Annotated in this window: 22 protein-coding genes; 16 read left to right on the plus strand and 6 right to left on the minus strand. The window is 66.0% G+C overall.

Annotated elements, in window-relative coordinates; genetic code table 11:
• Positions 1-51 precede the first annotated feature (51 nt).
• From otsB to ACSLUQ_RS17710, 3 genes are all read left to right on the plus strand, one after another.
• A complete protein-coding gene (otsB, locus tag ACSLUQ_RS17700; protein ID WP_417772869.1) occupies positions 52-831 on the plus strand; it encodes a trehalose-phosphatase in 780 nt (259 codons plus the stop codon).
• On the plus strand, positions 828-2,639 hold the full coding sequence (locus ACSLUQ_RS17705; protein WP_461809286.1) for a glycoside hydrolase family 15 protein: 1,812 nt from the start codon (positions 828-830) through the stop codon (positions 2,637-2,639). The genes otsB and ACSLUQ_RS17705 overlap by 4 nt, the downstream gene beginning before the upstream one ends.
• 199 nt (positions 2,640-2,838) lie before the next feature.
• Positions 2,839-4,233, plus strand: a complete 1,395-nt coding sequence (locus ACSLUQ_RS17710; RefSeq protein WP_417772871.1) for an alpha,alpha-trehalose-phosphate synthase (UDP-forming) — start codon at positions 2,839-2,841, stop codon at positions 4,231-4,233.
• Positions 4,234-4,335: 102 nt separating this feature from the next.
• On the opposite strand, the gene hppD is transcribed toward ACSLUQ_RS17710, so the two are convergent.
• The gene (gene hppD, locus ACSLUQ_RS17715; protein WP_417772872.1) at positions 4,336-5,448 is read right to left on the minus strand and encodes a 4-hydroxyphenylpyruvate dioxygenase; all 1,113 of its coding nucleotides are present in this window, start codon (positions 5,446-5,448) and stop codon (positions 4,336-4,338) included.
• A 166-nt stretch (positions 5,449-5,614) separates the two neighbouring features.
• On the opposite strand from hppD, the gene ACSLUQ_RS17720 reads away from it, so the two are divergent.
• The 10 genes from ACSLUQ_RS17720 (at position 5,615) to ACSLUQ_RS17765 (ending at position 16,624) form a co-directional block, all read left to right on the plus strand.
• On the plus strand, positions 5,615-6,091 hold the full coding sequence (locus ACSLUQ_RS17720; RefSeq protein ID WP_417772873.1) for an Lrp/AsnC family transcriptional regulator: 477 nt from the start codon (positions 5,615-5,617) through the stop codon (positions 6,089-6,091).
• Positions 6,092-6,192: 101 nt separating this feature from the next.
• Positions 6,193-6,930 (plus strand): tellurite resistance TerB family protein, encoded by a 738-nt coding sequence (locus ACSLUQ_RS17725; protein ID WP_461809287.1) that lies wholly within the window; start codon positions 6,193-6,195, stop codon positions 6,928-6,930.
• A gap of 89 nt (positions 6,931-7,019) precedes the next feature.
• Complete coding sequence (locus tag ACSLUQ_RS17730; protein ID WP_417772875.1) at positions 7,020-8,660, plus strand: GMC family oxidoreductase; 1,641 nt, start codon at positions 7,020-7,022, stop codon at positions 8,658-8,660.
• 69 nt (positions 8,661-8,729) lie between these two features.
• Positions 8,730-10,547 (plus strand): sensor histidine kinase, encoded by a 1,818-nt coding sequence (locus tag ACSLUQ_RS17735; protein ID WP_461809288.1) that lies wholly within the window; start codon positions 8,730-8,732, stop codon positions 10,545-10,547.
• Positions 10,548-10,601: 54 nt separating this feature from the next.
• Positions 10,602-11,951 carry a sigma-54-dependent transcriptional regulator gene (locus ACSLUQ_RS17740; RefSeq protein ID WP_417772877.1) on the plus strand — a complete coding sequence of 450 codons (1,350 nt, stop codon included), beginning with the start codon at positions 10,602-10,604 and terminating at the stop codon, positions 11,949-11,951.
• A 296-nt stretch (positions 11,952-12,247) separates the two neighbouring features.
• Complete coding sequence (locus ACSLUQ_RS17745) at positions 12,248-13,249, plus strand: DctP family TRAP transporter solute-binding subunit (protein ID WP_417772878.1); 1,002 nt, start codon at positions 12,248-12,250, stop codon at positions 13,247-13,249.
• A 113-nt stretch (positions 13,250-13,362) separates the two neighbouring features.
• Positions 13,363-13,983, plus strand: a complete 621-nt coding sequence (locus ACSLUQ_RS17750; protein ID WP_417772879.1) for a TRAP transporter small permease — start codon at positions 13,363-13,365, stop codon at positions 13,981-13,983.
• A gap of 9 nt (positions 13,984-13,992) precedes the next feature.
• On the plus strand, positions 13,993-15,396 hold the full coding sequence (locus ACSLUQ_RS17755) for a TRAP transporter large permease (RefSeq protein ID WP_417772880.1): 1,404 nt from the start codon (positions 13,993-13,995) through the stop codon (positions 15,394-15,396).
• A gap of 272 nt (positions 15,397-15,668) precedes the next feature.
• Complete coding sequence (locus tag ACSLUQ_RS17760) at positions 15,669-16,211, plus strand: PPC domain-containing DNA-binding protein (protein WP_417772881.1); 543 nt, start codon at positions 15,669-15,671, stop codon at positions 16,209-16,211.
• A gap of 47 nt (positions 16,212-16,258) precedes the next feature.
• Positions 16,259-16,624, plus strand: coding sequence for a PPC domain-containing DNA-binding protein (locus ACSLUQ_RS17765; RefSeq protein WP_417773122.1), 366 nt, complete (start codon positions 16,259-16,261; stop codon positions 16,622-16,624).
• 77 nt (positions 16,625-16,701) lie between these two features.
• Here ACSLUQ_RS17765 and ACSLUQ_RS17770 read toward each other — a convergent pair whose 3' ends face one another.
• From ACSLUQ_RS17770 to ACSLUQ_RS17790, 5 genes are read right to left on the minus strand one after another with little or no spacing between them, the layout of a single operon-like run.
• Positions 16,702-17,571, minus strand: coding sequence for a PCC domain-containing protein (locus ACSLUQ_RS17770; protein ID WP_461809289.1), 870 nt, complete (start codon positions 17,569-17,571; stop codon positions 16,702-16,704).
• Positions 17,568-18,332 (minus strand): SDR family NAD(P)-dependent oxidoreductase, encoded by a 765-nt coding sequence (locus ACSLUQ_RS17775; protein ID WP_417773123.1) that lies wholly within the window; start codon positions 18,330-18,332, stop codon positions 17,568-17,570. Before ACSLUQ_RS17775 ends, ACSLUQ_RS17770 begins: the two co-directional genes overlap by 4 nt.
• Before the next feature lie 15 nt (positions 18,333-18,347).
• Positions 18,348-19,979 carry an acyl-CoA synthetase gene (locus tag ACSLUQ_RS17780; protein ID WP_461809290.1) on the minus strand — a complete coding sequence of 544 codons (1,632 nt, stop codon included), beginning with the start codon at positions 19,977-19,979 and terminating at the stop codon, positions 18,348-18,350.
• On the minus strand, positions 19,979-21,151 hold the full coding sequence (locus tag ACSLUQ_RS17785) for an acetyl-CoA acetyltransferase (RefSeq protein WP_417772884.1): 1,173 nt from the start codon (positions 21,149-21,151) through the stop codon (positions 19,979-19,981). Before ACSLUQ_RS17785 ends, ACSLUQ_RS17780 begins: the two co-directional genes overlap by 1 nt.
• Positions 21,148-21,972: an IclR family transcriptional regulator gene (locus tag ACSLUQ_RS17790; protein WP_417772885.1), complete on the minus strand. Its 825-nt coding sequence runs from the start codon at positions 21,970-21,972 to the stop codon at positions 21,148-21,150. The genes ACSLUQ_RS17785 and ACSLUQ_RS17790 overlap by 4 nt, the downstream gene beginning before the upstream one ends.
• A gap of 234 nt (positions 21,973-22,206) precedes the next feature.
• Here ACSLUQ_RS17790 and ACSLUQ_RS17795 point away from each other — a divergent pair, with 234 nt between their 5' ends.
• The 3 genes from ACSLUQ_RS17795 to ACSLUQ_RS17805 all read left to right on the plus strand — a co-directional run bounded on the left by ACSLUQ_RS17795 (position 22,207) and on the right by ACSLUQ_RS17805 (position 25,107).
• Positions 22,207-23,208, plus strand: a complete 1,002-nt coding sequence (locus ACSLUQ_RS17795; protein ID WP_417772886.1) for a DctP family TRAP transporter solute-binding subunit — start codon at positions 22,207-22,209, stop codon at positions 23,206-23,208.
• A gap of 80 nt (positions 23,209-23,288) precedes the next feature.
• Positions 23,289-23,792: a TRAP transporter small permease gene (locus tag ACSLUQ_RS17800; RefSeq protein ID WP_417772887.1), complete on the plus strand. Its 504-nt coding sequence runs from the start codon at positions 23,289-23,291 to the stop codon at positions 23,790-23,792.
• Complete coding sequence (locus ACSLUQ_RS17805; RefSeq protein WP_417772888.1) at positions 23,785-25,107, plus strand: TRAP transporter large permease; 1,323 nt, start codon at positions 23,785-23,787, stop codon at positions 25,105-25,107. Before ACSLUQ_RS17800 ends, ACSLUQ_RS17805 begins: the two co-directional genes overlap by 8 nt.
• Positions 25,108-25,148: the final 41 nt, after the last annotated feature.

Genomic DNA, 25,148 nt, shown 5'->3' on the forward strand with positions numbered 1-25,148 from the left:
GGGATCGTGCTCAGCTAGCGTGACTTTTTGCTTCATGGGTTCTCATCCTGCATGAGTTCCCCTAAGCTTGAGGTCATGAACGCGCCGCCACCCGTCTCCGACGATTTCGCGTTGTTCCTCGATTTCGACGGAACGCTGGTGGAGATCGCCCCGACGCCGGATGCGGTTTCTCCCTCACCGTCGATGATTGGCCATCTCCGGCACCTGATCGACCACCTGGACGGCGCGGTGGCCATCGTCAGCGGGCGTCCCATCCACGAGATCGACGCGTTTCTCGCGCCGCTGCGGCTGCCCTGCGCCGGGCTGCACGGGCTCGAGACCCGGTTCCTTCCCGATGACGAGGTCGTGCGCACGCCGGTGGGGCCGGAGCTGGCCACGCTCAAGGCCGCACTCGAGGGCAGCGGCCTGCTCGGTCGTGGCGTTTCCATCGAGGACAAGGGCGCGGCGCTGGCCGTTCACTACCGCATTGCGCCAGACTGCGAACGGGCGGTCGTGGAGGTGATGGAGGAGGCGGTGGGTGCCTTGCCCGACCTTCACCTCATCCACGGCAAGATGGTCGTCGAGGCCAAGCCCGCTCATCGCGACAAGGGATGGGCCGTATCCCGCTTCATGGAGTTGGCCCCGTTTCGCGGGCGGACACCGGTCTTCATTGGCGACGATGTGACCGACGAGGACGGATTGCGCGCGGTCGAGGCCGTGGGCGGCTTCGGCATCAAGGTCGGCGAGGCCGACAGTTGCGCGCGCTTCCGCATCTCCGACGTCGCCGGGGTACATGACTGGCTGGCGCTCGACATCTCCTCCCACGTTCATCGCCGGAGCCCGTCCGAATGACCGACACCGCCGCAATGTCCGCCGGATCCCAGTCGCTCGATCTGGCGATGATCGGCAATTGCTCTTTCGCCGCGTTGATCGACAAGATGGCGCGGATCGTCTGGTGCTGCCTGCCGCGTTTCGACGGCGACCCGGTGTTCCACGCGCTGCTCGGCACGCGCGGGGAGCCCGGCGACGGGGCCTTCGCCATCGAGCTTCCGGGGACGGTCCGCAGCGAACAGGAATACCTGGAAAACACCGCCGTCGTCGTGACGCGCCTGTTCGACGAGGCCGGCAACGGCATCGAGATTTCAGATTTCGCGCCGCGGTTCCAGACCAAGGGGCGGATGTTTCGTCCCAACGCCATCGTGCGCCGGGTGCGCCCGATCGCCGGCCACCCACGCGTTCGCGTGCGCTGCCGGCCGCGGTTCGGCTACGGCGCGCGCGATCCGGAGATGACCTTCGGCTCGAACCACATGCGCTTCGTCGGCAACGGCATGGCGTTGCGGCTGACGACCAATGCCTCGATCACCTATGTGCGCGACGAGACGGCCTTCCTTCTCGATGCTCCCGTTTCATTCTATCTCGGCCCGGATGAAAGCCTGACGCATCACCCGGAGGCGATATGCCGGGAGTTCGAGGACGAGACGGTGCACCACTGGCGTGCATGGACGCGCCGGCTTGGCCTGCCGCTCGAGTATCAGGAAGCGGTGATACGCGCGGCGATCACGCTGAAGCTCTGCACCTTCGAGGAAACCGGAGCGATTGTCGCCGCCGTCACCACGTCCATCCCGGAGGCCGCGAACACGCAGCGCAACTGGGACTACCGCTACTGCTGGCTACGCGATGCGTTCTTTGTCGTGCGGGCGCTGAATTCGCTCTCCGAAATGGAGACGATGGAGAATTATCTCCGTTACATCAATAATATAGCCTCAATGACAAACGGCAGCCACGTTCAGCCGCTGTGGGGCATCGCGCTGGAAAAGACGTTGGTGGAAACGACCGTCGACCTGCCGGGGTATCGTGACATGGGGCCGGTGCGCGTCGGCAATCAGGCCTATGAGCATTTCCAGCACGACGTCTACGGCAACATCGTGCTCGGCGCCTCCCAGGCGTTTTTCGACAAGCGGCTGCTGCATCAACCGGGCATCGACGACTTCGAGCGGCTCGAGGTGATCGGCGAGCGGGCCTTTGCCATGCATGACCAGCCGGACGCCGGATTGTGGGAGCTGCGCACGCGCGCGCGCATCCACACTTCGTCGTCGCTGATGTGCTGGGCCGCTTGCGACCGGCTTGCTAAGATCGCGCTGCAGTTCGGGCTGACGGAGCGGGCCGCGCGCTGGCGGGCACGCGCCGACGAGATCCACGCAACGATCCTCGCGCGCGGTTGGAACGACAAGGTCGGCGCCTTCGTGGAGAGTTTCGAGGGGCACGATCTCGACGCCAGCCTGCTGCTCATCGCCGAGGTCGGCTTTCTGCCACCGAAGGACCCGCGCTTCGTCGCAACGGTCGAGCGGATCGGCGAAAGCCTGCGGCGCGGCAACCACCTGTTCCGCTACCACGCCGCCGATGATTTCGGAGCGCCGGAGAACGCCTTCAACATCTGCACCTTCTGGTACATCGATGCGCTGGCGCGGATCGGTCGCAAGGAGGAAGCGCGGGAGATCTACGAGACGATGTTGTCCTGTCGCAACCATGTCGGGCTGCTGTCGGAGGACACCTCGCCCGCCACGGGCGAAATGTGGGGCAACTTCCCGCAGACCTATTCGATGGTCGGCATCATCAATGGCGCGGTCCGGCTCTCGCGGCGCTGGGAAGATCTCGTCTGAGGCACGGGACCCGCGCCCGGGAAGCGGCGCGCTGGAACCGGAGCCTCGGTGTCGACGTTGTTGCCACGAAGCGGTCTGCGCCGCACCGCAGGCGTGCGGTCCGCCGTCGCCATGACGAGTGCGTCCGATCCCGCCCTCCGTCCCGCGGGGGCGTGAGCGGCCGCAGCCCGCCCGCATCAGCCCGTCTGGAGGAACCAGCATGTCGCGTCTTGTCGTCGTCTCGAACCGTGTCGGCCCGCTGAAGGATACAGGCCGGGCGGGAGGGCTGGCGGTGGCGCTGGTCGACGCGCTGACCGAGACGGGAGGGCTCTGGTTCGGCTGGAGCGGCGAGATCTCCGAGGAAGGCACCTTCGCCAACCTCAAGGAGGGCGGCACCCGCAAGGTGGCGATGCGTACCGTCGACATGACCCAGGCGGACTACGATGAGTTCTACGTCGGGTTCGCCAACAAGACGCTCTGGCCGGTGCTGCACTACCGTCTCGATCTTGCGGTGTTCGACCGGCGGGCGGAGGAGGGCTATCGGCGGGTGAACGAGCGTTTCGCGGTGCGCCTGCGGCCGCTGCTCAAGCCGGACGACATGATCTGGGTGCACGACTATCACTTCATGACGCTTGCCGCCGAACTCAGGGCAATGGACCTGGCCAATCCGATCGGTTTCTTCCTGCACATTCCCTTTCCCGCACCCGAAGTGCTCGCCGGCTTGCCGAGTGCCGCAACGCTTGTGCGCCGGATGCTTGCCTATGACGTGATCGGCTTCCAGTCGAAGCGGGACGCGTCCAACTTCCGGCGGTTCGCGGCGGAGGAACTGGGCGCGGTCGAAAGCGGCGACGGCGAGCTTGCCATCGGCGGGCGCAAGGTCATCGCCCGGGCCTTCCCGATCGGTATCGACGCGGCCGGCTTTGCCCGCATGGCGACGACACCGGACGCGCGTCGTGCGGTGTCGCGCACCGAAAAGCTGCTCAACGGCCGCTCGCAGATCATCGGCGTCGACCGGATTGACTATTCGAAGGGGCTGCCGGAGCGCTTCCGTGCGTTCGAGCGGCTGCTGGAGGACTACCCCGAGAACCGCGGGCGGGTGAGCCTGATGCAGGTCGCCCCGCCGTCACGTTCGGAGCTCGACGCCTATGCCGACATCCGCCGCGAACTGGAGGAGCTGACCGGCCACATCAATGGCCGCTTCGCCGATCTCGACTGGGTGCCGATCCGCTACATGACCCGCTCCTTCACGCGGCGTTCGCTCGCTGGCGTCTACCGCGCAAGCAAGGTCGCGCTGGTCACCCCTTTGCGCGACGGCATGAATCTTGTCGCCAAGGAATATGTCGCCGCACAGCGGGCGGAGGATCCGGGCGTTGTGGTGCTGTCGCGCTTTGCAGGCGCGGCCGAGGGCATGCCGGAAGCGTTGATCGTCAATCCGCATTCGGCCGAAGGCGTCGCCTCGAGCCTGCAGACCGCGCTCAACATGCCGCTCGACGAGCGCCGCCATCGCTGGCAGGCGATCTTCGACCGGCTTTGCCGGGAAGATGCCGCCGCATGGTCGCGAAGCTTCATCGCGACGCTGGGCGGCGTCGAGCGGCAGGCGGTGAAGGCCGTGTGAGAAGGCCGGCCGGTCCCGGCGGGTCAATGAAAGCCGGGTGATAAAAATGCCCCGCCGCGGCTTCGCGACGGGGCACCGTGCCGCAAGCGGGCGGTGAAGGACCTATTCGGCCGCGTCGGTCTTGAGGACACCGCGACGGATCTGGTCTTCCTCGATGGATTCGAACAGGGCGCGGAAGTTGCCTTCGCCGAAGCCCTCGTCGCCCTTGCGCTGGATGAACTCGAAGAAGATCGGGCCGATGACGGTCTTGGAGAAGATCTGCAGCAGGATCTTGGTCATGCCGCCGTTCACCACGCCCTCGCCGTCGATCAGGATGCCGTGCTTCTTCATCCGCTCGATGGGCTCGTCGTGGCCGTGCACCCGGTCGCGGGACATCTCGTAGTAGGTGTCCGGCGGACCGGGCATGAACTTCAGGCCGTTGTCGGCGAGAAGATCGGTGGCATTGTAGATGTCGTCGGTGCCAACGGCGATGTGCTGGATGCCTTCGCCCTTGTACTTCCTGAGGTATTCCTCGATCTGGCTGGTGTCGTCCTTGGACTCGTTCAGCGGGATGCGGATCTTGCCGCACGGCGAGGTGATGGCGCGGCTGACGAGGCCGGTGATGCGCCCGTCGATGTCGAAATAATGGATCTGCGAGAAGTTGAAGAGATCCCGGTAGAAGTCCCACCACTTGTCCATGTTGCCGCGAAAGACGTTGTGGGTCAGGTGGTCGAGATAATAGAAGCCGACACCCTTCGGCGTCGGGTTGCGCTCGCCCGTCCACTCGAAGTCTGCGTCATAGGCCGAACCCGCCGCGCCGTAGGTTTCGACGAAATAGATCAGCGAACCGCCGATGCCGACGATGGCGGGGACATCGAGGACCTTGTCCTCTCCCTCATAGGGCGACGCGCCGAGCGAGACCGCGTGGTCAAAGGCGTGTTTCGCGTCGACGACGCGCCAGGCCATGGAGGGGGCGCAGGGGCCGTGCTCGTCGACGAAGCGCATGCCGTGCGAACCGGGCTCGGCGTTGAGCACATAGGTCACATCGCCCTGGCGGTAGAGCGTGATCGCCTTGTCGCGATGACGGGCGACGGGCACGTAGCCCATGCGGCGGAACAGCGCGTCGAGCTTCTCCGGCTCGGGGTGGGCGAACTCGACGAACTCGAAGCCATCGGTGCCGGCCGGGTTCTCCTGCGTGATCTTTGCCGGCGGTGCGTCGTGCGGAAACGGTCCCATGAAGTCCTCCTCGAATGCTGTCGTATGTGTCTGCGGCGATGACCGGGCGTTGCCCGGTCCGTGAGGACCAGTATGCGCCCGCCCGCATGCAAGGTGTGTGCAAAGTGCGGGGTTCAGTGATAGGACTTGCAAGAAACGTGCAAGATAGATGGGTTGGGTGCGTGCGATGAGTGATCTGGATCAGTTCGATACAAGGCTTCTGACATTCCTGCAGGATGATGCCGGTCTGACCAACCAGCAGCTTGGCGAGCGTATCGGGCTTTCGGCTTCCCAGGTGTCGCGCCGGCGACAACGGCTCGAGCAGGCCGGCGTCATCCGTCGCTACAGGGCCGACCTCGACGCGGGCGCGGTCGGCTTCTCGGTCATCGCCTATGTCGGCGTCGCGCTCCAGGCGCACAGCCGGCAGAACGCGCGCCGCTTTCGCGAGCTCGTGCGCGCGCTGCCCGAGGTTCAGGAGGCGCACGCCCTGACCGGCGATGTCGATTACATGCTGAAGGTTGCTGTCACCGACCTCCCGGCGCTGTCGCGCTTCATCAACGACGAGCTGTTGCCGCATGACTCCGTGCGCAACGTGCGTTCCTCCATCGCCATGGAAACGCTGAAGGACGACAACCGCCTGCCATTTCGCACGGCTGACGGCTAGGACCACCCCGGGCAGGTGCCGCGTGCGGGCGCTTGCGCCGGAGCCCGGCTCTCCCCATCTCCCTTGCGAGCCATTCGACGCAAGATCCAGGAGCGTGCCAGATGTTCGATGCGAAATCCCTTCTCGACCAGTTTCTCGGCGCCGGCGCACAGGCGCGCGGCTCGGGGCAGGGCGCAGCCTCCGGCCGCGCGTCGGACGACCTGATGGGACGTGGGCGGGATTTCCTCTCATCGCAGGGCGGCGGTCTGGCGCTGGGCGGCCTCGCAGGCCTCCTGCTCGGCTCCAAGACGGGCCGCAAGGTCGGCAAGAAGGCGCTGACCTATGGCAGCATGGCGCTTGTCGCCGGCCTTGCCTACAAGGCCTATCAGGGCTATCGCGCCAATCAGGACGGGGGTGCGCGTCCGGCCTATCCGGCGGATGCGCCGGAGGCGCTGGAGGCTCCGCGCGGCACGTCTTTCGACCCAGCGCGGGCGCCAGGCGGCGAGCACGGTTTCGCCGTTTCGCTGCTGACGGCGATGATCGCGGCCGCCAAGGCGGACGGGCACATCGACGCCGAGGAACAGGCGCGCATCTTCCACAAGATCGACGAGGCGGGGCTCGATTCCGACGCCAAGGCCTTCCTGATGGACGAATTGCGCGCGCCGCTCGATATCGACAAGGTGGTGGCTGCTGCCCGCACGCCCGAGACCGCGCTCGAGATCTACGCCGCCTCGCGTCTGGCGGTCGACCCGGACCATCCGGCGGAAAAGGCCTATCTCGACATGCTCGCCGCGCGTCTTGGCATCGAGCCCGACCTCGTCGCGGAGGTGGATTTGGCCGTGCGCGAGGCGCAGGCCTGAGGCAGGTTTCCGCCCCGCTCTTGCCATGAGGCGACGCGCGGGGCATCGTTCCGTCAAAAAGGCCCCCTTGTTGGGGCGGCGGAGGAACGATGCAGGATCTGGGCGAGTGGGACTACGTGATCGTTGGCGCCGGTTCGGCAGGCTGTGTGCTGGCCAACCGGCTGTCCGCGGATCCGGACATGAAGGTGCTGCTGCTGGAAGCTGGCGGCAAGGACGACTACCTGTGGATTCACATCCCGGTCGGTTATCTCTACTGCATGGGCAACCCGCGCACCGACTGGGGTTTCAAGACGGCGCCCGAGCCGGGGCTTAACGGCCGGTCGCTGTCCTATCCGCGCGGCCGGGTACTCGGCGGCTGCTCGGCGATCAACGGCATGATCTACATGCGCGGCCAGGCGCGCGATTACGACGGCTGGCGCCAGATGGGGCTTGCGGGCTGGGGCTGGGACGATGTGCTGCCGCTGTTCCGCAAGGCGGAGGATCACTACAGCCTCGATGACGGCGTTCATGCGCGCGGCGGCGAATGCCGGGTGGAGGAGCAGCGGCTCTCCTGGGACATCCTTGATGCGGTGCGCGATGCCTGCGAGGAAATCGGCATTCCCAAGATCCCCGATTTCAACCGGGGCGACAATTTCGGGTCCTCCTATTTCCAGGTGACGCAGCGCGGCGGCGTGCGCTGGACGGCGGCCAAGGGCTTTCTGAAGCCGGTCGCCGACCGTCCCAATCTGCGGATCGTGACCAAGGCGGAAGCGCATCGCATCGTGCTGGAAGGCGGGCGTGCGCGTGCCGTCGAGCTTGCCGTCGACGGTGTGCCCTCGGTGGCGCGGGCGCGCGGCGAGATCGTGCTTGCAGCCGGGGCCATCGGATCGCCGCAGCTTCTCGAGCACTCCGGTATCGGCGACCCGAAGGTGCTTTCGAAACACGGCATCGACGTGCGCGTCGAGGCCGCCGGCGTCGGCGCCAATCTTCAGGATCACTTGCAGATCCGTACCGTCTTCAAGGTGGAGAACGCGGTGACGCTCAACGAGCGCGCCGGCTCGCTTGTCGGCAAGGCGCGCATCGCGCTCGAATATGCGTTGACCCGCTCGGGTCCGATGTCGATGGCGCCCTCCCAGCTCGGTGTCTTCGCCAGATCCGATCCGGCCTTCGAGACGGCAAACGTGGAGTTTCATGTCCAGCCGCTGTCTCTCGACAAGTTCGGCGACCCCCTCCATCCGTTCCCGGCGATCACGCTCAGCGTCTGCAACCTGAGGCCGGAAAGCCGTGGCAGCGTCCATGTCACGGGCCCGGGCCCGGAGATCCGCCCGGAGATCAGGCCGAACTATCTGGCGACCGAGGGCGACCGCAAGGTTGCCGCCGACAGCATCCGTCTTGCGCGGCAGGTGATGGCGAGCGAGGCCATGCGCCCCTTCTCGCCGGTCGAGCATCTGCCCGGTCCGCTCGTGCGGAGCGAGGAGGATCTGGCGCGGGCCGCCGGCGACATCGGCACGACAATCTTCCATCCCGTGGGCACCTGCCGGATGGGCATCGACGATGCCTCGGTGGTCGACGAGCGGCTGCGGCTGCGCGGCGTCGCCGGTCTTCGCGTCGCCGATGCCTCGGTGATGCCGACGATCACCTCCGGCAACACGGCCGCGCCGACCATGATGATCGCCGAGAAGGCCGCCGCCATGATCCGCGCCGACAGGATTGCCGGCGACGCGTCGCTCAAGGTTGCCGCAGGCGATTAAAGCGGGAGCCGGCGTCGGCTCTCAGCACCCGGGCGGAACGAAAGGGGCAGGGCGGTGAAAGCCAGGCTGATGCGCAAAGCGCGCCGCAACGCGGCCCATGTGCTGGTGGTCTGCATCGCTCTGCCGGCGACGGTGCTGGTCGGCTGGATCACCTGGGCGGTGACCGGCCGGCTGTTTGGGGCCGAAGTCGCGACCCGTGCCGAGGCGATCCTTTCCGTCCAGTCCGCGACGCTCGAGCGACAGCTTGACAAGTTCCGCCTGCTGCCGCCGATCCTGGCACTGCGGCCGGATGTGCGCGCGCTCATCGTCGAGCGTGATGGGGCCTCGGGCGAGCGCACCGCGGCCATCGCCGCCGGCATGGCGGGCGCCGGCGAGGTCGCTTTCTTCGACCGGGACGGCGGGCTCATTGCCTCCAGCCACCTGGTGCCGCGTCTTGCCCTCGATTATCCGCATGACATCGGCCTCGTGCCCTTCGCGGAGGCACTGCAGGGGCGGCTCGGCCGGGCGTACAAGTCCGGCACCGCCAGCATGCCGGGAAGCTACGTGTTCGCCTCGGCCGTACGCGACCGGACGGGCGTTGTCGGCGTCGTCGCGGTGCGCATCAGCCTTGCCGAGGTCGAGCAGGCCTGGGCGCTGACGGCGGCTCCCATCGTTGCCTTTGATGCGGAGGGGCGGATCGTCGCCTCCAACCGCGCCGACTGGCGCGGCCGGGCGTTGGCGGGGCGGATCGATGCGCGCGACGTGCCGTCTCGCCTGCAGCCGGCGCCGGTCGGAAGCCCGGAGGCAGCGGACGCCCCGGTCCGCGGGGCGCAGGCGTTGGTGCGCTTTCGCGGCGAAGAGCAGCACGGCCCTTATCTGATGGTGCAGCGCAGCCTGCCGGTTCTCGACTGGCATATCGCCGCCTTCGCCGACACTTCCGATGCCCGCTCCCAGACTCAGAAGGCGACGGCGATCGCCATTCTTGCCTGCCTGCTGTTGAGCGGCACGGCCTGGATTGCTGCCGACCGCCGGCAAGCCGCGCTCAGGCGCATGCGCGAGGACAGGCTCTCCGCGCTGCGGCTCGAGCGCCGGGTGCGCTCGCGCACCCGCGATCTGTCAAAGGCCAATGCCGATCTTGCCCGTGAGGTGTGCGAGCGTGAGGCAGCGGAAGCGGAGCTGCGGCTGATGCAGGCGGATCTCGTGCAGGCGGCGAAGATGGCGACGCTCGGCCAGATGTCGGCGGCGCTGTCGCATGAGTTCAATCAGCCGCTCGCCGCGATCCGCTCCACGGCCGACAACGCCAAGCTGTTCATCGAGCGCGACAAGCCGGAGCGCGCCGCCGCGGGGCTTGAACGGATCATCGCCATGGTCGAGCGCATGGCCGAGATCTCGCGCGTTCTCAAGGGCTTCAGCCGACGTGCCGGGGTCGAGTTGAAGCCGACGCCGGTCAAACCGGTGATCGACGAGACCTTGATGTTGCTGTCGCCGAAGCGCAAGCAGTCGGGCGCCCGCGTCGAGGTGCGGCCCGTCGATCCGGATCTGATGATCCTCGGCGGTCATGTGCGGCTCGAACAGGTGATCCTCAACCTCGTCGCCAATGCGCTCGACGCGGTCGAGGGGCGCGCCGATGGTGTGGTTGTTCTCAGCGCGCAGGCACGCGATGGTCAGGTGGTGATCGAGGTGCGCGACAATGGTCCGGGGATCGCCGAGGAGCTGCTGACCTCCGTCTTCGACCCCTTCTTCACGACCAAGGATGTCGGCAAGGGGCTGGGACTTGGGCTGTCCATCGCCTACAAGATCGTCCACGACTTTTCCGGCACGCTCGCGGTGACGGCCGCCGAGGGGGGCGGGGCGCTGTTTACGGTGCGCCTGCCGCTCGCGGGCGAGCGGCGCAGCGCGGCCGAGTAGGGCGGGCTCGCGAACACGGCGCGGGCGGGTGGCGCAGGGAGGAACAAGCGGGCGATGGAAACGGCAAAGGTACTTCTCGTCGACGACGAGCCGGATCTGCGCGAGGCGCTTGCCGAGGGGCTGGAGCTCGCCGGCTTCGATGTGGCGGCCTTTGCCGCGCCGTCCGGCGTGCTTGGCCATCTCGGACGCGATTTCAACGGCGTCCTGGTCACCGACATCCGCATGCCCGGGGCCGATGGCCTCGATCTGATGCGCAAGGTTCTGGAGATCGACGCAGCGCTTCCCGTCATCCTGATCACCGGCCATGGCGACGTGCCGCTGGCGGTGCAGGCCATGCGCGCGGGAGCCTATGATTTCATCGAGAAGCCCTTCCCGGTCAGCCGTCTCGCCAATGTGATCGAACGGGCGCTGGAGAAACGCCGGCTGGTGCTTGAAAACCGCATCCTTCGCGAGGAGCTGGAAAGCCGCAGCGGCATCGAGAGCAGGCTCGTCGGGCGCTCGGCGGCGATGGAGCGCCTCAGGGCACTGGTCGCAGCGCTCGCCGACACGGATGCCGACGTGCTCATCATGGGCGAGACGGGGGCGGGCAAGGAGGTGGTGGCGCGCGCCCTGCACGAGGAGGGCCACCGACACGGTGGGCCGTTCGTTGCGCTCAACTGCGGCGGACTGCCGGCGGAGATCATCGAGTCGGAGCTTTTCGGCCATGAACAGGGCGCCTTCACGGGGGCGGCGCGCCAGCGCATCGGCAAGCTGGAACATGCCCAGGGCGGCACGGTGTTTCTCGACGAGATCGAATCCATGCCGCTGGACCTGCAGGTCAAGCTGCTGCGGGTGATCGAGACGCGCACCATCGAGCGGCTTGGCTCGAATGTGTCGATCCCGCTCGACGTACGCTTTCTCGCCGCCACCAAGGAGGACCTGGAGGCGGCGGGCAACCGCGGGCAGTTCCGCAAGGACCTCTTCTACCGGCTCAATGTGATCACCATCGAGGTTCCGCCGCTGCGGGCGCGCAAGGAGGATGTTCCCCTCCTCTTCCACCATCTGGCGCGGGAGGCGCGGGCGCGCTACCGTCGGGAGATACCGGACGTAACGGAAGCGCATGTGGCGGGGCTGATGGCCCGCGACTGGCCCGGCAACGTCCGCGAGTTGCGCAATGCCGCCGACCGCTTCGTGCTCGGGCTCGAAAGCGCTGCGATCGCGGCGGAGAGCGCGGAGGGAGCGTCGCTTGCCGGACGCGTCGCGGCCTATGAGCGGGCGGTGATCGCCGGCGAGCTGCAGCGTAACGACGGGCGGATGAAAGAGACCTACGAGCGCCTCGGCCTGTCGCGCAAGGGGCTCTACGACAAGATCCGCAAATACGGTCTCGACCGCGACGGACGCTACGGCGACGACGCCGCGGACTGACTGCGCGCCGGCATCGGCGGCGGCGTGTGTCGTTTTCTACCCATTCGCGGGAGGGTGTGGGTAGTCCTCGAAACATCGCTGCGTTCCGCCCGTCCCGGGTGGCACGCGAAAATGGCGGGTCCGTGCTGCAGGCGACGGGACGCGAGGTCTGGCATGGCGCTTGCTAAAGGGCTGACATGGCGCTTGTTGAAGGCGTTGTGTGACTGACCGGGCGGGGGGCGAACGGTTTTCCCGGCCGGCACAATCGGCGCGTCGGTGCATCCGGCGCAGCCAGACATGTCTCTGGGAGGACATCCATGAAGAAATTTGCCATGGCGGCCGTCGCGGCCGCGTCTTTCGCCTTTGTGTCCCCGGCGCTTGCCGAGGATTGCCAGGACGGCGAGATGATCATCAAGTTCAGCCACGTCGTCGCCGCCACGGGTCACCCCAAGGGCGATGCCGCGACGATGCTGGCCAAGCGCGTCAACGAGGAGATGAACGGCAAGGCCTGCATGCAGGTGTTCCCGAACTCGCAGCTCTTTGATGACGACAAGGTGATGGAGGCTCTGCTTCTCGGCGATGTGCAGCTCGCTGCCCCGTCGCTGTCGAAGTTCGAGGCCTATACCCTCAAGTACCGCCTGTTCGATCTGCCGTTCCTGTTCACGGACCTGTCCTCCATCGACCGCTTCGCGGCGAGTGAGAAGGGCAAGGATCTGCTGAACTCCATGACGGATGTCGGCTTCGTCGGCCTGGGCTACTGGAGCTCGGGCATGAAGCAGTTCTCGGCCAACAAGCCGCTGCTGGTTCCCTCCGATGCCAAGGGGCTGAAGTTCCGCATCCAGACATCCGATGTCGCCGAGGCGATGATCGAGGCAATGGGCGCCAACCCGCAGAAGCTTGCCTTCAAGGAAGTCTACGGGGCGCTGCAGACGGGCGTTGTCGATGGGCAGGAGAACTCCTGGTCGAACATCTACACCCAGAAGTTCTTCGAGGTGCAGGACGGCATCACCGAGACCAACCACCAGCTCCTCGCCTATCTGCTGGTCACCTCCGATGAGTGGCTGAACGGCCTTGATGCGGATGTCCGCGAGCAGTTCCTGACCATCGTCGACGAGGTCACCAAGTCCGCCAATGCCGCGGTCGCCGACAAGGAGGCGATGAACCGCCAGCGCATCCTGGACGCCGGCAGCACCATCCGCGAGCTGACGCCGGAGCAGCGCAAGGCCTGGGTCGACGCCATGAAGCCGGTCTGGACCAAGTTCCAGGACGACATCGGCATGGACCTGATCGAGGCCGCCCAGGCGTCCAACGACTCCTGATCGCGAGCGCGTGAAACGGCCGGAAGCCGGGGCGGTGCCCCGGCTTCCACCCGCCCGTGCCCTGTCGGGGCATGGCGCTCAAAACGACAAGAAAATTCGATTGGGGGGGCCAGATGCACCGCATCGACAATTGGGTCACGCGGTTCGAGGAGAACGTGATCGCGTTCCTTCTCGCGCTGATGACCATCGTTTCCTTCACCCAGGTGGTGGCGCGCTACGTGTTCAACTCCGGCTGGACCGGCGCACTCGAATTCACCAGCATCCTCTTCGCCTGGCTGATCCTGTTCGGCATGAGCTACGGCGTGAAGATCGGCAGCCATCTTGGCGTCGATGCGGTGATCCGCCTGTTTCCCAAGCCCGTCTTCCGCGTCTTCGCCGTCTTCGGCGCGCTTTGCGGCGTCGCCTATGCGGTGATCCTGCTGCAATCCGACTGGCTACAGATCTTCGGTGCGGATGCGCGCGGCGGGGCCATCGACTACTGGATGAAGATGTACAAGGTCGGCATCGGCCTTGATGACCTCAGGTATCCGGAAGTGATGCAGGAGATGTTCGGCGTGAAGGAGCGCGTGCAGCGCTGGATCGCCTACCTGATCCTGCCGCTCGGTCTTGCCCTGTTCGGCTTTCGTTGCCTGCAGGCGACCTGGCAGATCATCACCGGCAAGCGCGAGCTGATGATCGCCGCCCATGAGGCGGAAGATCTCGTTGCCGAAAACAAAGACGTCCTGAAGGACTGAGGGTAAGCCATGGAAGCCGGTGTTCTTTTCGTCCTGGTCCTGGGGCTGCTCTTCCTCGGTGTGCCGATCGCCATCGCGCTCGGCCTGTCGAGCGTCCTGACCGTTGCCTTTTTCTCCAGCGATTCCGTGTCGTCCGTCGCGTTGCAGCTGTTCAACGCCTCGCGCAACTACACGCTTCTTGCCATCCCCTTCTTCGTGCTCGCCTCGGCCTTCATGTCGACCGGTGGCGTTGCCCGGCGCATCATCCGCTTCGCCATTGCCTGCGTCGGCCACATTCGCGGTGGCCTGGCCATCGCGGCGGTGTTCTCCTGCATGCTCTTCGCGGCGTTGTCCGGCTCGTCGCCGGCCACGGTGGTCGCCATCGGCACGATTGCCATCGCCGGCATGCGGCAGGTGGGCTACACCAAGGAGTTCGCCGCCGGCGTCATCGCCAATGCCGGCACGCTGGGCATCCTCATCCCGCCATCGATCGTCATGGTCGTCTACGCGGCGGCGACCGATGTGTCCGTCGGGCGCATGTTCCTGGCCGGCGTCATTCCCGGTCTTGTCGCCGGGCTGATGCTGATGGTGGCGATCTACATCAACGCGCGCATCAAGAACATGCCGAAGCAGCCCTTCGTCGGGATTGGCGAGGTTGCCGCGGCGGCGTGGGAGGCCGGCTTCGGCCTGCTGCTCATCGTCATCATCCTGGGCGGTATCTACGGCGGCATCTTCACGCCGACGGAAGCGGCCTCGGTCGCCGCGGTCTATGCGTTCCTGATCGCGATCTTCATCTATCGCGACATGGGGCCGCTCAAGGACGTGCCGATGCGCAAGCCCGGCGAGGCCGTCGGAACAGCGATCCTGCGCAATCTCTGGCTTACTGTCGTCGCAGCGATCCCAGCCTGCTTCCATGCCGACACCCGCAAGGTGCTGGTCGATGCGGGCAAGACGACGATCATGCTGATGTTCATCATCGTCAACGCGCTGCTCTTTGCCCACGTGCTGACCTCGGAGCGGATCCCGCAGGCGATCACCGACTGGATGGTGGGCGCCGGCTTCACCTGGTTCACCTTCCTGATCGCGGTCAACATCATGCTGCTGATCGGCGGCCAGTTCATGGAGCCTTCGGGCCTGCTGCTGATCGTCGCGCCGGTGGTCTTCCCGATCGGCATCGAGCTTGGCGTCGACCCGATCCACCTTGGCATCATCATGGTGGTGAACATGGAAATCGGCATGATCACGCCGCCGATCGGGCTCAACCTGTTCGTGACATCAGGGATAACAGGGATGAGCCTTGTCCAGGTGGTGCGGGCATCGGCGCCCTTCGTGGTGATCCTGCTGATCTTCCTGGTGATCGTGACCTATGTCCCGGCTCTCTCCACCTGGCTGCCCTACTCGCTGATGGGGCCGGAGATCATCACCAACAGATAGGCGCGTCCCGCCCCCGAACCGGAGCCGTCCGGTGCCTTTCGCGCAAGTCGCGGGCGGCGCCGGGCGGCTTTTTTCGTTGGCGCCCTGCCAGGCGCGCGCCCGGCAGGTGTTGCCGCGTTTCGGGAGGCTTGTGAAATCTTCTTTTTCTCAAGCGTGGGGCGGGAGGAATTTCATCTGCTTCAGGGCGATTTTGCGGGCGCCTTCGAAAGCACATTCGGCGCCGGAAATTGTATGACTTTCAAAGTTGTATTGTTTCATCGGGAGGGTTCGCCATGCGGCTTGAGAAGACGCCGGCGCGTGCGCGCCTGCTGTTTCATCCGGGACGCTTCAATCCGGTCAGGATCAACAGTCTGGGGGCATCGTCCGCCCGCCACGCGCGGCTTGCGCTGGCGCCCGGCCGTTCGCTTTACGAGGCCATCGTCGGGCCGCTCGCCGAGGCTGGCATCAGCAATGCCTCGCTGACCATTCTCGGCGGCGCCTTCGCGCAGCTTTCCTATTGTGTCGCGCCGCCGGACCCCTCGGGGCAGGCGGTGATTGCCTACACCAGTCCGATCGACGCGGGCGCTGCCTTCATGATCTTCGGCAACGCGACGCTCGGTGTCAGCCTGAAGGATACGCCGCTGGTCCACTGCCACGCGGCGATCCGAACCGCCGACGGCGAGCTGCGCGGCGGCCATATCCTCACCGAGGATTGCATCATCGGAGCGACGCCGATTTCGGCGCTGGTCACTTCGCTCGATGGATTCTCGCTGCGGCAGGCCTACGATCCGGAAACCAACATCCCCCTGCTTCAGCCCATGAAGGAAAACGCATGACGGGCATTTCGACCCCGGCCGACACCACTGTCGTCGAGAAGGGCACGATGGGGCGCGTCGCCTATGCGCGCATCGCTCCCAATGAGGATCTCGTTCACGCCGTGGAGAAACTCTGCCTTGCCGAGGGATTCCGCAACGCCTTCGTGCGCGGGGCTCTGGGCAGCCTGGTGGACGCAAGCCTCGAGACCGCCGCCGGCGGCGTGCAGCAGATCCGCGGGCCTGCGGTCGAAATCGTCAGCATCGCCGGGGAGGTTCGCGCGCAGGATGACGGTTCTCTCTGCGCCCGGCTTTCCGGCGTCGTCGCAGACACGGACGGAAAGGTCTACGGAGGCCCTTTCGTCCCCGGTGGCAACCCGATCTGCATGACCTTCGAGATCACGCTTGAGGAATGGCTTCCCGACGCGACGCATTGATCCGGGCGTATCCGGGCATGAAAAAGGGGCGGCTCCTCGTGGGGCCGCCCCTTTTTCGTTTCGCATTCGTGGCAGCGTCAGCCGACGATCAGAAGCTCGAAGGTGACGCAGACAGGGTTCGCGCCGTGCACGAGGATGCCGGCGCTGATATCGCCATCCATGCCGACAAGGGCAATGTCGAGGCTGGCGCGCAGGCCTTCCGGCGTGGCTGCAACGCGCCCGTCGCGCACAAGCACTTCGGTGGCGTAGGACGACACATGGCTACCGTCGGCGTAGTCAGCCCCGATCAGGCTGCCAATGCCGTGGACGGTCGCCGTATCGAGGCCGTTCTCGGCGCAGATGCGCTCGATCGCCTCCGAGATATCGCCATTGGGGCGAACGGTCGCGAGCACCGCCTTGCGTCCGGCTTCGGCAGCCATCGCGTGCGAGGCCGTCTCCTGCGAGGCACGCGGCGCGAAGAGGCGGAAATTGGTCTCCGCGTCATCGGCGACATCCAGGATCGCGCCGGCAAGCGCGAAGGCCTCGACCTCGACCGACTCCTTCACTTCCGCCTCGAAGGGCAGCAGGTGTCCCATCCGCACGCCCTCGCCGGGAACCTCCCACGAGCCGTGGCAATGCAGGAAAGGCTCGCCGTCGCGCCGGCCCATGTGAAGGCCGGCCCGCAGGATCGTGCCGCCCGTCTCCGGGGCGCGGGTGTCGCTGTACCAGGCGGCATGTTCCGCGTCCGGGCTGCCGGCGGGGATGACGTAGTTCATCCGCCGCATGGGCACGTCCTTCAGCAGCACGTAGCCGCCCTCGAACCCCTTCGCCGCGAAAGCCTCGGCGATGGCCGCATTGATCGTGCGGCCAGGCTCGAGCGTCAGCGTCACCGGCACGACGCTGCAGGCAACGGCGGCGTGGCGTTTTTCGGCGGTCGGTCCGGGATGGCGGATCGTGCGCTGGCTCATGTCGCCAGGCCTGCCGTGACGAAGCCACCGTCGACGGCGAGGATGTGGCCGTTGATGTAGCTCGCCTCGTCGCAGATCAGAAAGGCAACGGCATTGGCCACTTCTTCCGGCGTGCCGTAGCGGCGCAGCGGAACGCGCTGGTTCCACTGGTTACGCACGTCGTCGGTGTGGATCCGGCGGGCCAGCGGCGTGTCGATCGGGCCGGGGGCGACCGCGTTGACGCGGATGCCATCCTGTCCGAGCTCATTGGCCATGACCAGCGTCATCGTGTTGACGCCGCCCTTGGAGCCGCCATAGGCACTGCGCCCCTTGTTGCCGGTAATGCCTGAGACCGAGCTGATGTTGACGATGGAGCCGCTCTGGCCATTGGCCTTCCAGATGCGCGCGGCGGTGCGCGCCACCAGGAAGGTGCCGATGAGGTTCACGTCGACGATGCGGCGGAATTCCTCGAGACCCATCTCGACCGCCGGCTTGTCGCTGCCGATGCCGGCGGAGTTGACGACGCCAGCAAGGCGCATCTCGCCGGCGATCTTCTCGAGGGCGCCGGTGACCGAGGCTTCGTCCGCGACATTGCAGACAATGCCATTGCCGGCGGGAAGGCCCAGCTCGGCGCAGGCGGCGGCAAGCGCTTCCGCCTGCAGGTCGAGCAGGTAGGGGGTGAAGCCCTTGCGCTTGAGGACCTCGGCGCTGGCCAGTCCGATGCCGGAGGCACCGCCGGTGATGGCCACCGCGCCGCGTGTTTCAGCGGTGGTTTCTGTCATGTTGCTCATTGCGTCTCAGGCCCCCGTGGCTTCCTCGAAGGCGGGCATCTCGCCGCGCCGTTCCAGCTCCTCGCGCACCATCTTCTTGGTGATCTTGCCATAGGCGGACTTGGGCATCGCCTCCCAGAAGATCACGAGCTTCGGCAGCTTGTAGCGGGCCATCTTGCCATCGAGCCAGGATCGCAGGTCGATCTCGGCGGTGTTGGCGCCGGAGCGGGCGATGCAGACGGCGACGCCGACCTCGCCCCAGACCGGGTCGGGCACGCCGAGCACCGCGGTCTCGCTGATGTCGGGATGCAGCAGGATCTTTTCCTCGATCTCGCGCGGGTAGATGTTCGACCCGCCGGAGATGTACATGTCGGAGGACCGGCCGGTGATGTAGACGAAACCCTCGTCGTCCATGCGGCCGAGATCACCGGTGCGGAACCAGCCGTCACGGAACGATTTGGCGTTGGCTTCCGGGTTGTTGTAGTAGCCGGCGAAGACGGCCGGGCCGATGACGCAGATCTCGCCGGTGTCGCCGGTGGGGACCTCGTTGCCGTCGTCGTCCTGGATCTGCACCTGCATGCCCGTGCGTTCGAAGCCGCAGGTGCCAATGCGCGCGGCCTCGTCATCTTCCGCCGAATGCAGCGCCGGCGGCAGCACGGTGATGTTGCCGGTGACTTCGCCAAGGCCGAAATACTGAACCAGCACCGCGCCGATGGTGGCGAGCGCGCGCTTCTGGTCCGCCCGATACATGGGCGCGCCAGCGTAGATCACGTAGCGCAGGGTCGAATGGTCGTAGCTCTCGACGGAGGGGTCCTCGACCAGCATCTTCAGGATCGTCGGGACCGTGAAGATGTTCGTCACCTTCCACTTCTCGACCAGCGACCAGACCATCGGCACGTCGAGCCTGTCGGAGCCCGGCAGGATCGTCTTGGCGCAATGGGCGACCTGCACCAGCTGGTGGACGCCGGCGCCATGCGACAGCGGCGCGACGACGACCGAGGCGTCGCCGGCCGTGGTGCCGGGCATCAGGTCGCACAGGTGGTTGGTGATGACGAAGGCCATCTGGCCATGGGTCAGCACCGCCGCCTTCGGCCGTCCGGTGGTGCCGGAGGTGAAGAAGTACCAGCACGGGTCGTCGCGGTCGACGGCGACGCTGGCAATGCGCTTGCCGGCGTTGCGCTCGACGATCGCGTCATAGTCCTCGCCGAAATCCGCCGCGCCGATGGAGATGACGAAGTCGAGTGCGGGCGACGTGCTCCGGCATTCGGCCACATGCTCGGGGAAGGCCGCGCCACAGATCATGCCGCGCGCGCCGCTGGCCTCGGCCAGATAGGCAACCTCGGCGGGCGACTGGCGGTAGTTGGTCGGCACCCACACCGCGCCAAGGCGGAAGCAGGCGAACATGGATTCGAACATCTGGTTGCAGTTGGAGGACTGCACCAGGATCCGGTCGCCCTTGGTCACGCCGAATTCGGTGGCCAATGCATTGGCCATCGCCTCGACGCGCGCTTCCATCTGCGCCCAGCTCCATTCCGCCTCGCCCCAGACGAAGCCCGTCTCGCCGGGATGGCGGCGGGCTGCCTGGGTGAGGAAGTTGGCGAGGTTCATCACCCGGGTGGTGCAGGGGGCCACGCCCCCCTTCGGGTCAGTCGTCGTCATTATTTCACGCGCTCCAGAATCGAAACGTAGTTGGCAACCGCAGCGCCGCCCATGTTGAAGACGCCGGCAAGCTCCGGGTTTGCCAGCTGGATGTCGCCCGCCTCGCCGGCAAGCTGCATGGCCGCCATGACGTGCATGGAGACGCCGGTGGCGCCGATCGGATGGCCCTTCGACTTGAGGCCGCCCGAGGGGTTGACCGGCAGCTTGCCGTCGCGCGTGGTGAGGCCCTCGCGAATGACCTTGTGGCCCTCGCCCGGCTTGGCGAGGCCCATTGCCTCGTATTCGATCAGCTCCGCGATGGTGAAGCAGTCGTGGGTCTCGACGAAGGAAAGGTCGGTGACCGCCAGGTTCGCGTCCGCGAGCGCGCCGGCCCATGCGCGACGCGCGCCTTCGAAGGCCAGCATGTCGGCCCGGTGGCTGAGCGCCAGGATGTCGTTGACGTTGCGACGGGCGCGGAAGGCGATGGCGCGTTCCATGGTCGCTGCCGTCTCCTCGTCGGCGATGATCAGCGCGGCGGCGCCGTCGGAGATCAGCGAGCAGTCGGTGCGGCGCAGCGGCGCGGCGACATAGGGGTTCTTCTCCGAGATCGTGTTGCAGAACTCGAAGCCGAAATCCTTGCGCATATGCGCGAAGGGATTGCGCGCGCCGTTGGAGTGGTTCTTCGCCGCGATCATGGCGAGCTCTTCCGAGCGGTCGCCGTAGCGCTGGAAATAGGTCTGGGCGATGCGGCCGAAGAGACCGGCGAAGCCGCCATCCACATCCGCCTCTTCCTTGCGGTAGCTGGCGCACAGCAGGATGTCGCCAACCTCCGACGTCGGCGTCGCGGTCATCTTCTCGGCGCCGACGACAAGGGCGATGCGGCCGCGGCCGGCCTCGATGAAGTCCATGGCGCTGTAGAGCGCCGCCGATCCCGTGGCGCAGGCGTTTTCCATGCGCACGGCCGGGACGTGGGCCAGTTCCTCACTGCCCATGGCGACGAGCGCGCCCTGGAAGTCCTGCTTGGAGAAGCCGTTGTTCATGACGCCGACGAAGATGCCGTCGATGTCGGACAGGCCGATGCCCGCATGTTCCACCGCCGGTCCGACCACGGAGGCCATCAGCGTCTCGGTGTCTTCCATCTCGGACTTGCCAAAGGGCGAGTGCGCCCAGCCAACGATCCGTGCTTTCGTCATTTGACGATCCTCCGCGTTTGCGACCTCTCCGGGGCACCGTTGCGCCGGGAAAAAAGGGTCGCGAGTTTCTCCTCGACCTTCTCCACCTCCTGTCGAAGGCAGTCGGCCAGTTCCTTCTGCCGGTCCTCGCGCATGCGGCTGTCGATGGCTGCGATGCTGAGGGCGCCGGCAATACGTCCGTCCGGGAAGCGGAACGCCACGCCCACTCCCCAGGAATTCGCCACGATGAGCCCGGGATTGAGCGAATAGCCCCGCTCCCGGGTCGTGCGGACATCCGAGCGGATGCGCTCCGGCGGCAGGCCGGGATAGCGCGCGCGGATGCTCTCCTCGTTCGTCGCCAGGGTCTCCTCGACCTCCGCGTCGGGGAGGGCGGCGAGCATGGCAAGCGAACCCGCGCCGATGCCGAGCGGGTGTTCGAAGCCGGCCTGCAGCGCATGGGTCCGCACCGGATAGGTGCCTTCCTCGCGGTAGAGGCACAGCGACTGGGCGTCCCGGCGCACCGACAGGAAGCTTGTGTCCTGGGTCCGGTCCGAAAGCCGCGTCAGGCTCGCCCGGCAGATCTCGACAAGGCCGAAGCGCTGGCCCGCGAAGGTGCCGAGCACGTAGGTTTCCTCGCCAAGGAAATAGAGGCGTGAGGTCTCGTCCTGCTCGACCATTCCGCCACGGATCAGGGCCAGAAGCAGACGCCGCACGGTCGGCTTGTTGAGGCCGCTGTCGTCGACAAGCTGAGTCAGCGAAGCTCCCCGGCCGGCGTGACGCCCGACCAGGGACAGGAGCGCGAGCGCCCTGTCGACGCTCTGGGCACCACTCAACGCTGACACGAAATGACACCTCCCAAGGGTCCATAATATGGATCTAAATAATAATATCAGAGGGGCGGTTTTGTAAAGTCAGGCGATATTTCTTGCGATATCTGCGGAGAAATGCCAATTAGGTCATTGACGATATCGGAAATTGATCCACAATGTGGACCGGTAATCGGGCATGATGGAGGTCATGCCATCATCCCGCCCGGCCGGTTCGGCGCGGGCTCTTGAAGACGGAGGAGATGTAAGATGGTTACAAAGCTGGGCGCGCTTGCCCTGTCCACCGCGGTCGCATGTTTTGCCATGTTTGGCCCGGCGTCCGCCGAGACGCTTCGCCTGTCGCACAACACCGGTGACACCACCTCCTGGCACAAGGGCTCGGAGAAGTTCAACGATCTGCTGAGCGCGGCGACGGACGGCGACATCAAGGTTCGCGTGTTCCCGAATGCGCAGCTCTCTGGCGGTGACCAGATGAAGCAGGCCGAGATGGTCAGCCGCGGCGTGCTCGACTTCGTCGTCACCTCGGCGATCAACGTGACGCCGCTGGTGCCCGAGATGGCCGTGTTCTCGCTGCCTTATCTCTACAGCAACTATGATCAGGTCGACGCCACCACCCATGGCGCGCCGGGCGAGAAGATGACCGAGATCATGGCCGGTCACGACATCATCGTCCTGGCCTGGGGCGAGAACGGTTTCCGTGAGGTGACCAACAACGTCCGCCCGATCAAGACGCCCGAGGACATGAAGGGCCTCAAGATGCGCGTCGCCGGGCCGATGTACATCGACGTCATGAATTCGCTGGGGGCCAACCCGCAGCAGATGCAGTGGACCGAGACCTTCCCGGCGCTGCAGCAGGGCGTTGTCGACGGTCAGGAAAACCCGATCGGCGCGGTGATCATCCCGCAGCGCGTCTACGAGGTGCAGAAGTACCTCACGACCTGGCACTACTCCTATGACCCGATCTTCATCGGCGTCAGCAAGAGCCGCTGGGACTCCTTCGACGACGCAACCAAGGCGAAGGTCCGCAAGGCCGCCGAGGAGGCCATGGACTACCAGCGCGAGATCACCCGCCAGTCGACCGCGGAAGGCATCGCCTTCCTGCGTGAGAAGGGCATGGAGGTCTATGAGCCGACCGCCGAAGAGCTTCAGGCGTTCCGCGTGGCGACCAAGCCGGCGTTCGACACCTGGGCGGCCAAGGTCGGTCCCGACCTGGTGAAGACCTTCCAGGACACGATCGCCGAAACCAAGTAAACCTTGGTGGCAATGTCAGGACCGGCCGACAGGCCGGTCCTTTTCTTTCTGTACGAAAAGACGGGATCGGGAGGAGCGCGATGACCTTCATCCTGCGGGATGCGGAAAAGATCGCCTGCGCGGTGATCTTTCTTGCCATGACGGCGCTTGGCTTCGTCAATGTGGTGGTCCGTTACACCACGAGCTATTCGCTCGCAGCGTCCGAGGAGCTGCTGACCAACGGCTTCCTGCTCCTGACCGTGTTCGGCGCGGCGATTGCCGCGCGCAGCGGTGACCATCTGGCGGTGACGCTGTTCTACGAGATGCTGCCGCGCCGCTTTCGCAAGGTCGCGCTGCTCATCGCCGGCGGGCTTTCGGTCCTGCTGCTGTCGCTGTCGGCCTGGTTCTGCCTGGAGCTCGTCACCAACCAGCTCTCGAGCGGCATCAAGTCCTACGCGCTGCAGGTTCCTGCCTGGTATTACAGCATCGCCATTCCCTTCGGCTTCGCCCTGATCACCATCCGCTACATCCAGCACGTCCTGGATAACTGGAACGAATTGTCCGGCGACACGGATGCCGGCCGCAAGGAGGCGGGCAATGCTTGACCTGGGCGCCGGCACGCAGATGCTGCTGCTGTTCTTCGTGCTGCTGTTCCTGCGCGTTCCCGTCGCCTTCGCCCTTGGGCTGTCGGCGATCTACGCCATGTGGATGCTGGGCTTCGGCCTCGATCTGGTCGGCGACCTGATCACCGCGGGGATCACCAAGTTCTCGCTGCTTGCTATTCCCTTCTTCATCCTCGCCGGAGCGCTGATGGGCTCGCTTGGCATCGCCGAGCGGATGATCCGCTTCTTCCGGGTGATGATCGGCGGCCTGCCGGGCGGCATGGGCGTCGTGGGTACGGTGGTCTGTCTGTTCTGGGGCGCCGTCAGCGGCTCGGGCCCCGCTTCTGTCGCGGCCATCGGCCCGCTGATCATCAAGGGCATGGAGGAGGATGGCTATTCGCGCGGCTTCGCCGCCGGCCTCGTGTGCACCGGCGCGGCGCTGTCCATTGTCATCCCGCCGTCGATCGGGCTCGTGATCTACGGCGTCATCGCCGAGACCTCGATCTCCGACCTGTTCATCGCAGCCATCATCCCCGGCTTCTTCATGGGCGCCCTGATGCTGGTGACGCTCCCCTTCGCCAAGAAGAGCAAGCCGGTGGCCGGCGCGCCGAGCCTCGACAAGCTGATGCCGATGCCCGACGCGGAGCTCGCCTACGGTCCGCGCCTGTGGAGGTCGTTCCTGTCCTCCTTCTGGGGTCTGATGACGCCGGTGGTCATCCTCGGTGGCATCTATTCCGGCGCCTTCACGCCGACCGAGGCGGCGCTCGTCGCCACCGTCTACGCGCTTGCCGTCGGCGGCCTTGCCTATCGCACGCTGACCCTGGCCGGGCTCTACCGCTCGCTGACGGAGGCGGCCGCCTCCTCGGCGGTGGTGATGCTCGTCGTCGCCTATGCGAGCCTCTTCGGCTGGGTTGTCACCGTCGATGACGTGATCGGACAGTATTCGGCCTATCTGCTCGGCATCAGCGACAATCAGTGGGTCATCCTGATGGTGATCATGCTGGTGCTGCTTGTCGCGGGCATGTTCATGGACGCGGTCACGATCATGTTCATCTGCCTGCCGATCTTTCTGCCGGTGGCGCGCGAACTCAACTGGGACCCGGTGTGGTTCGGCATCGTCGTGATGATCAACCTGGCGATCGGCCTGTTCACCCCACCTGTGGGCATCAACCTCTATGTCGCGGCCAATGTGACGCGGTTGCCGCTCGAACGGGTCGCGCAAGGGGCGATCCCGTTCCTGATCTCGTCGCTGATCGGACTTGCCGTCGTCGCCGGCCTGCCGGAGATGTCGCAGTTCCTTGTGGCGCTGCTGAAGTAGCCTGACCAGGCGCGCGCTACGGCGAGAACGCGAAGAAATAC

This window comes from Stappia sp. ICDLI1TA098 (assembly GCF_054880955.1).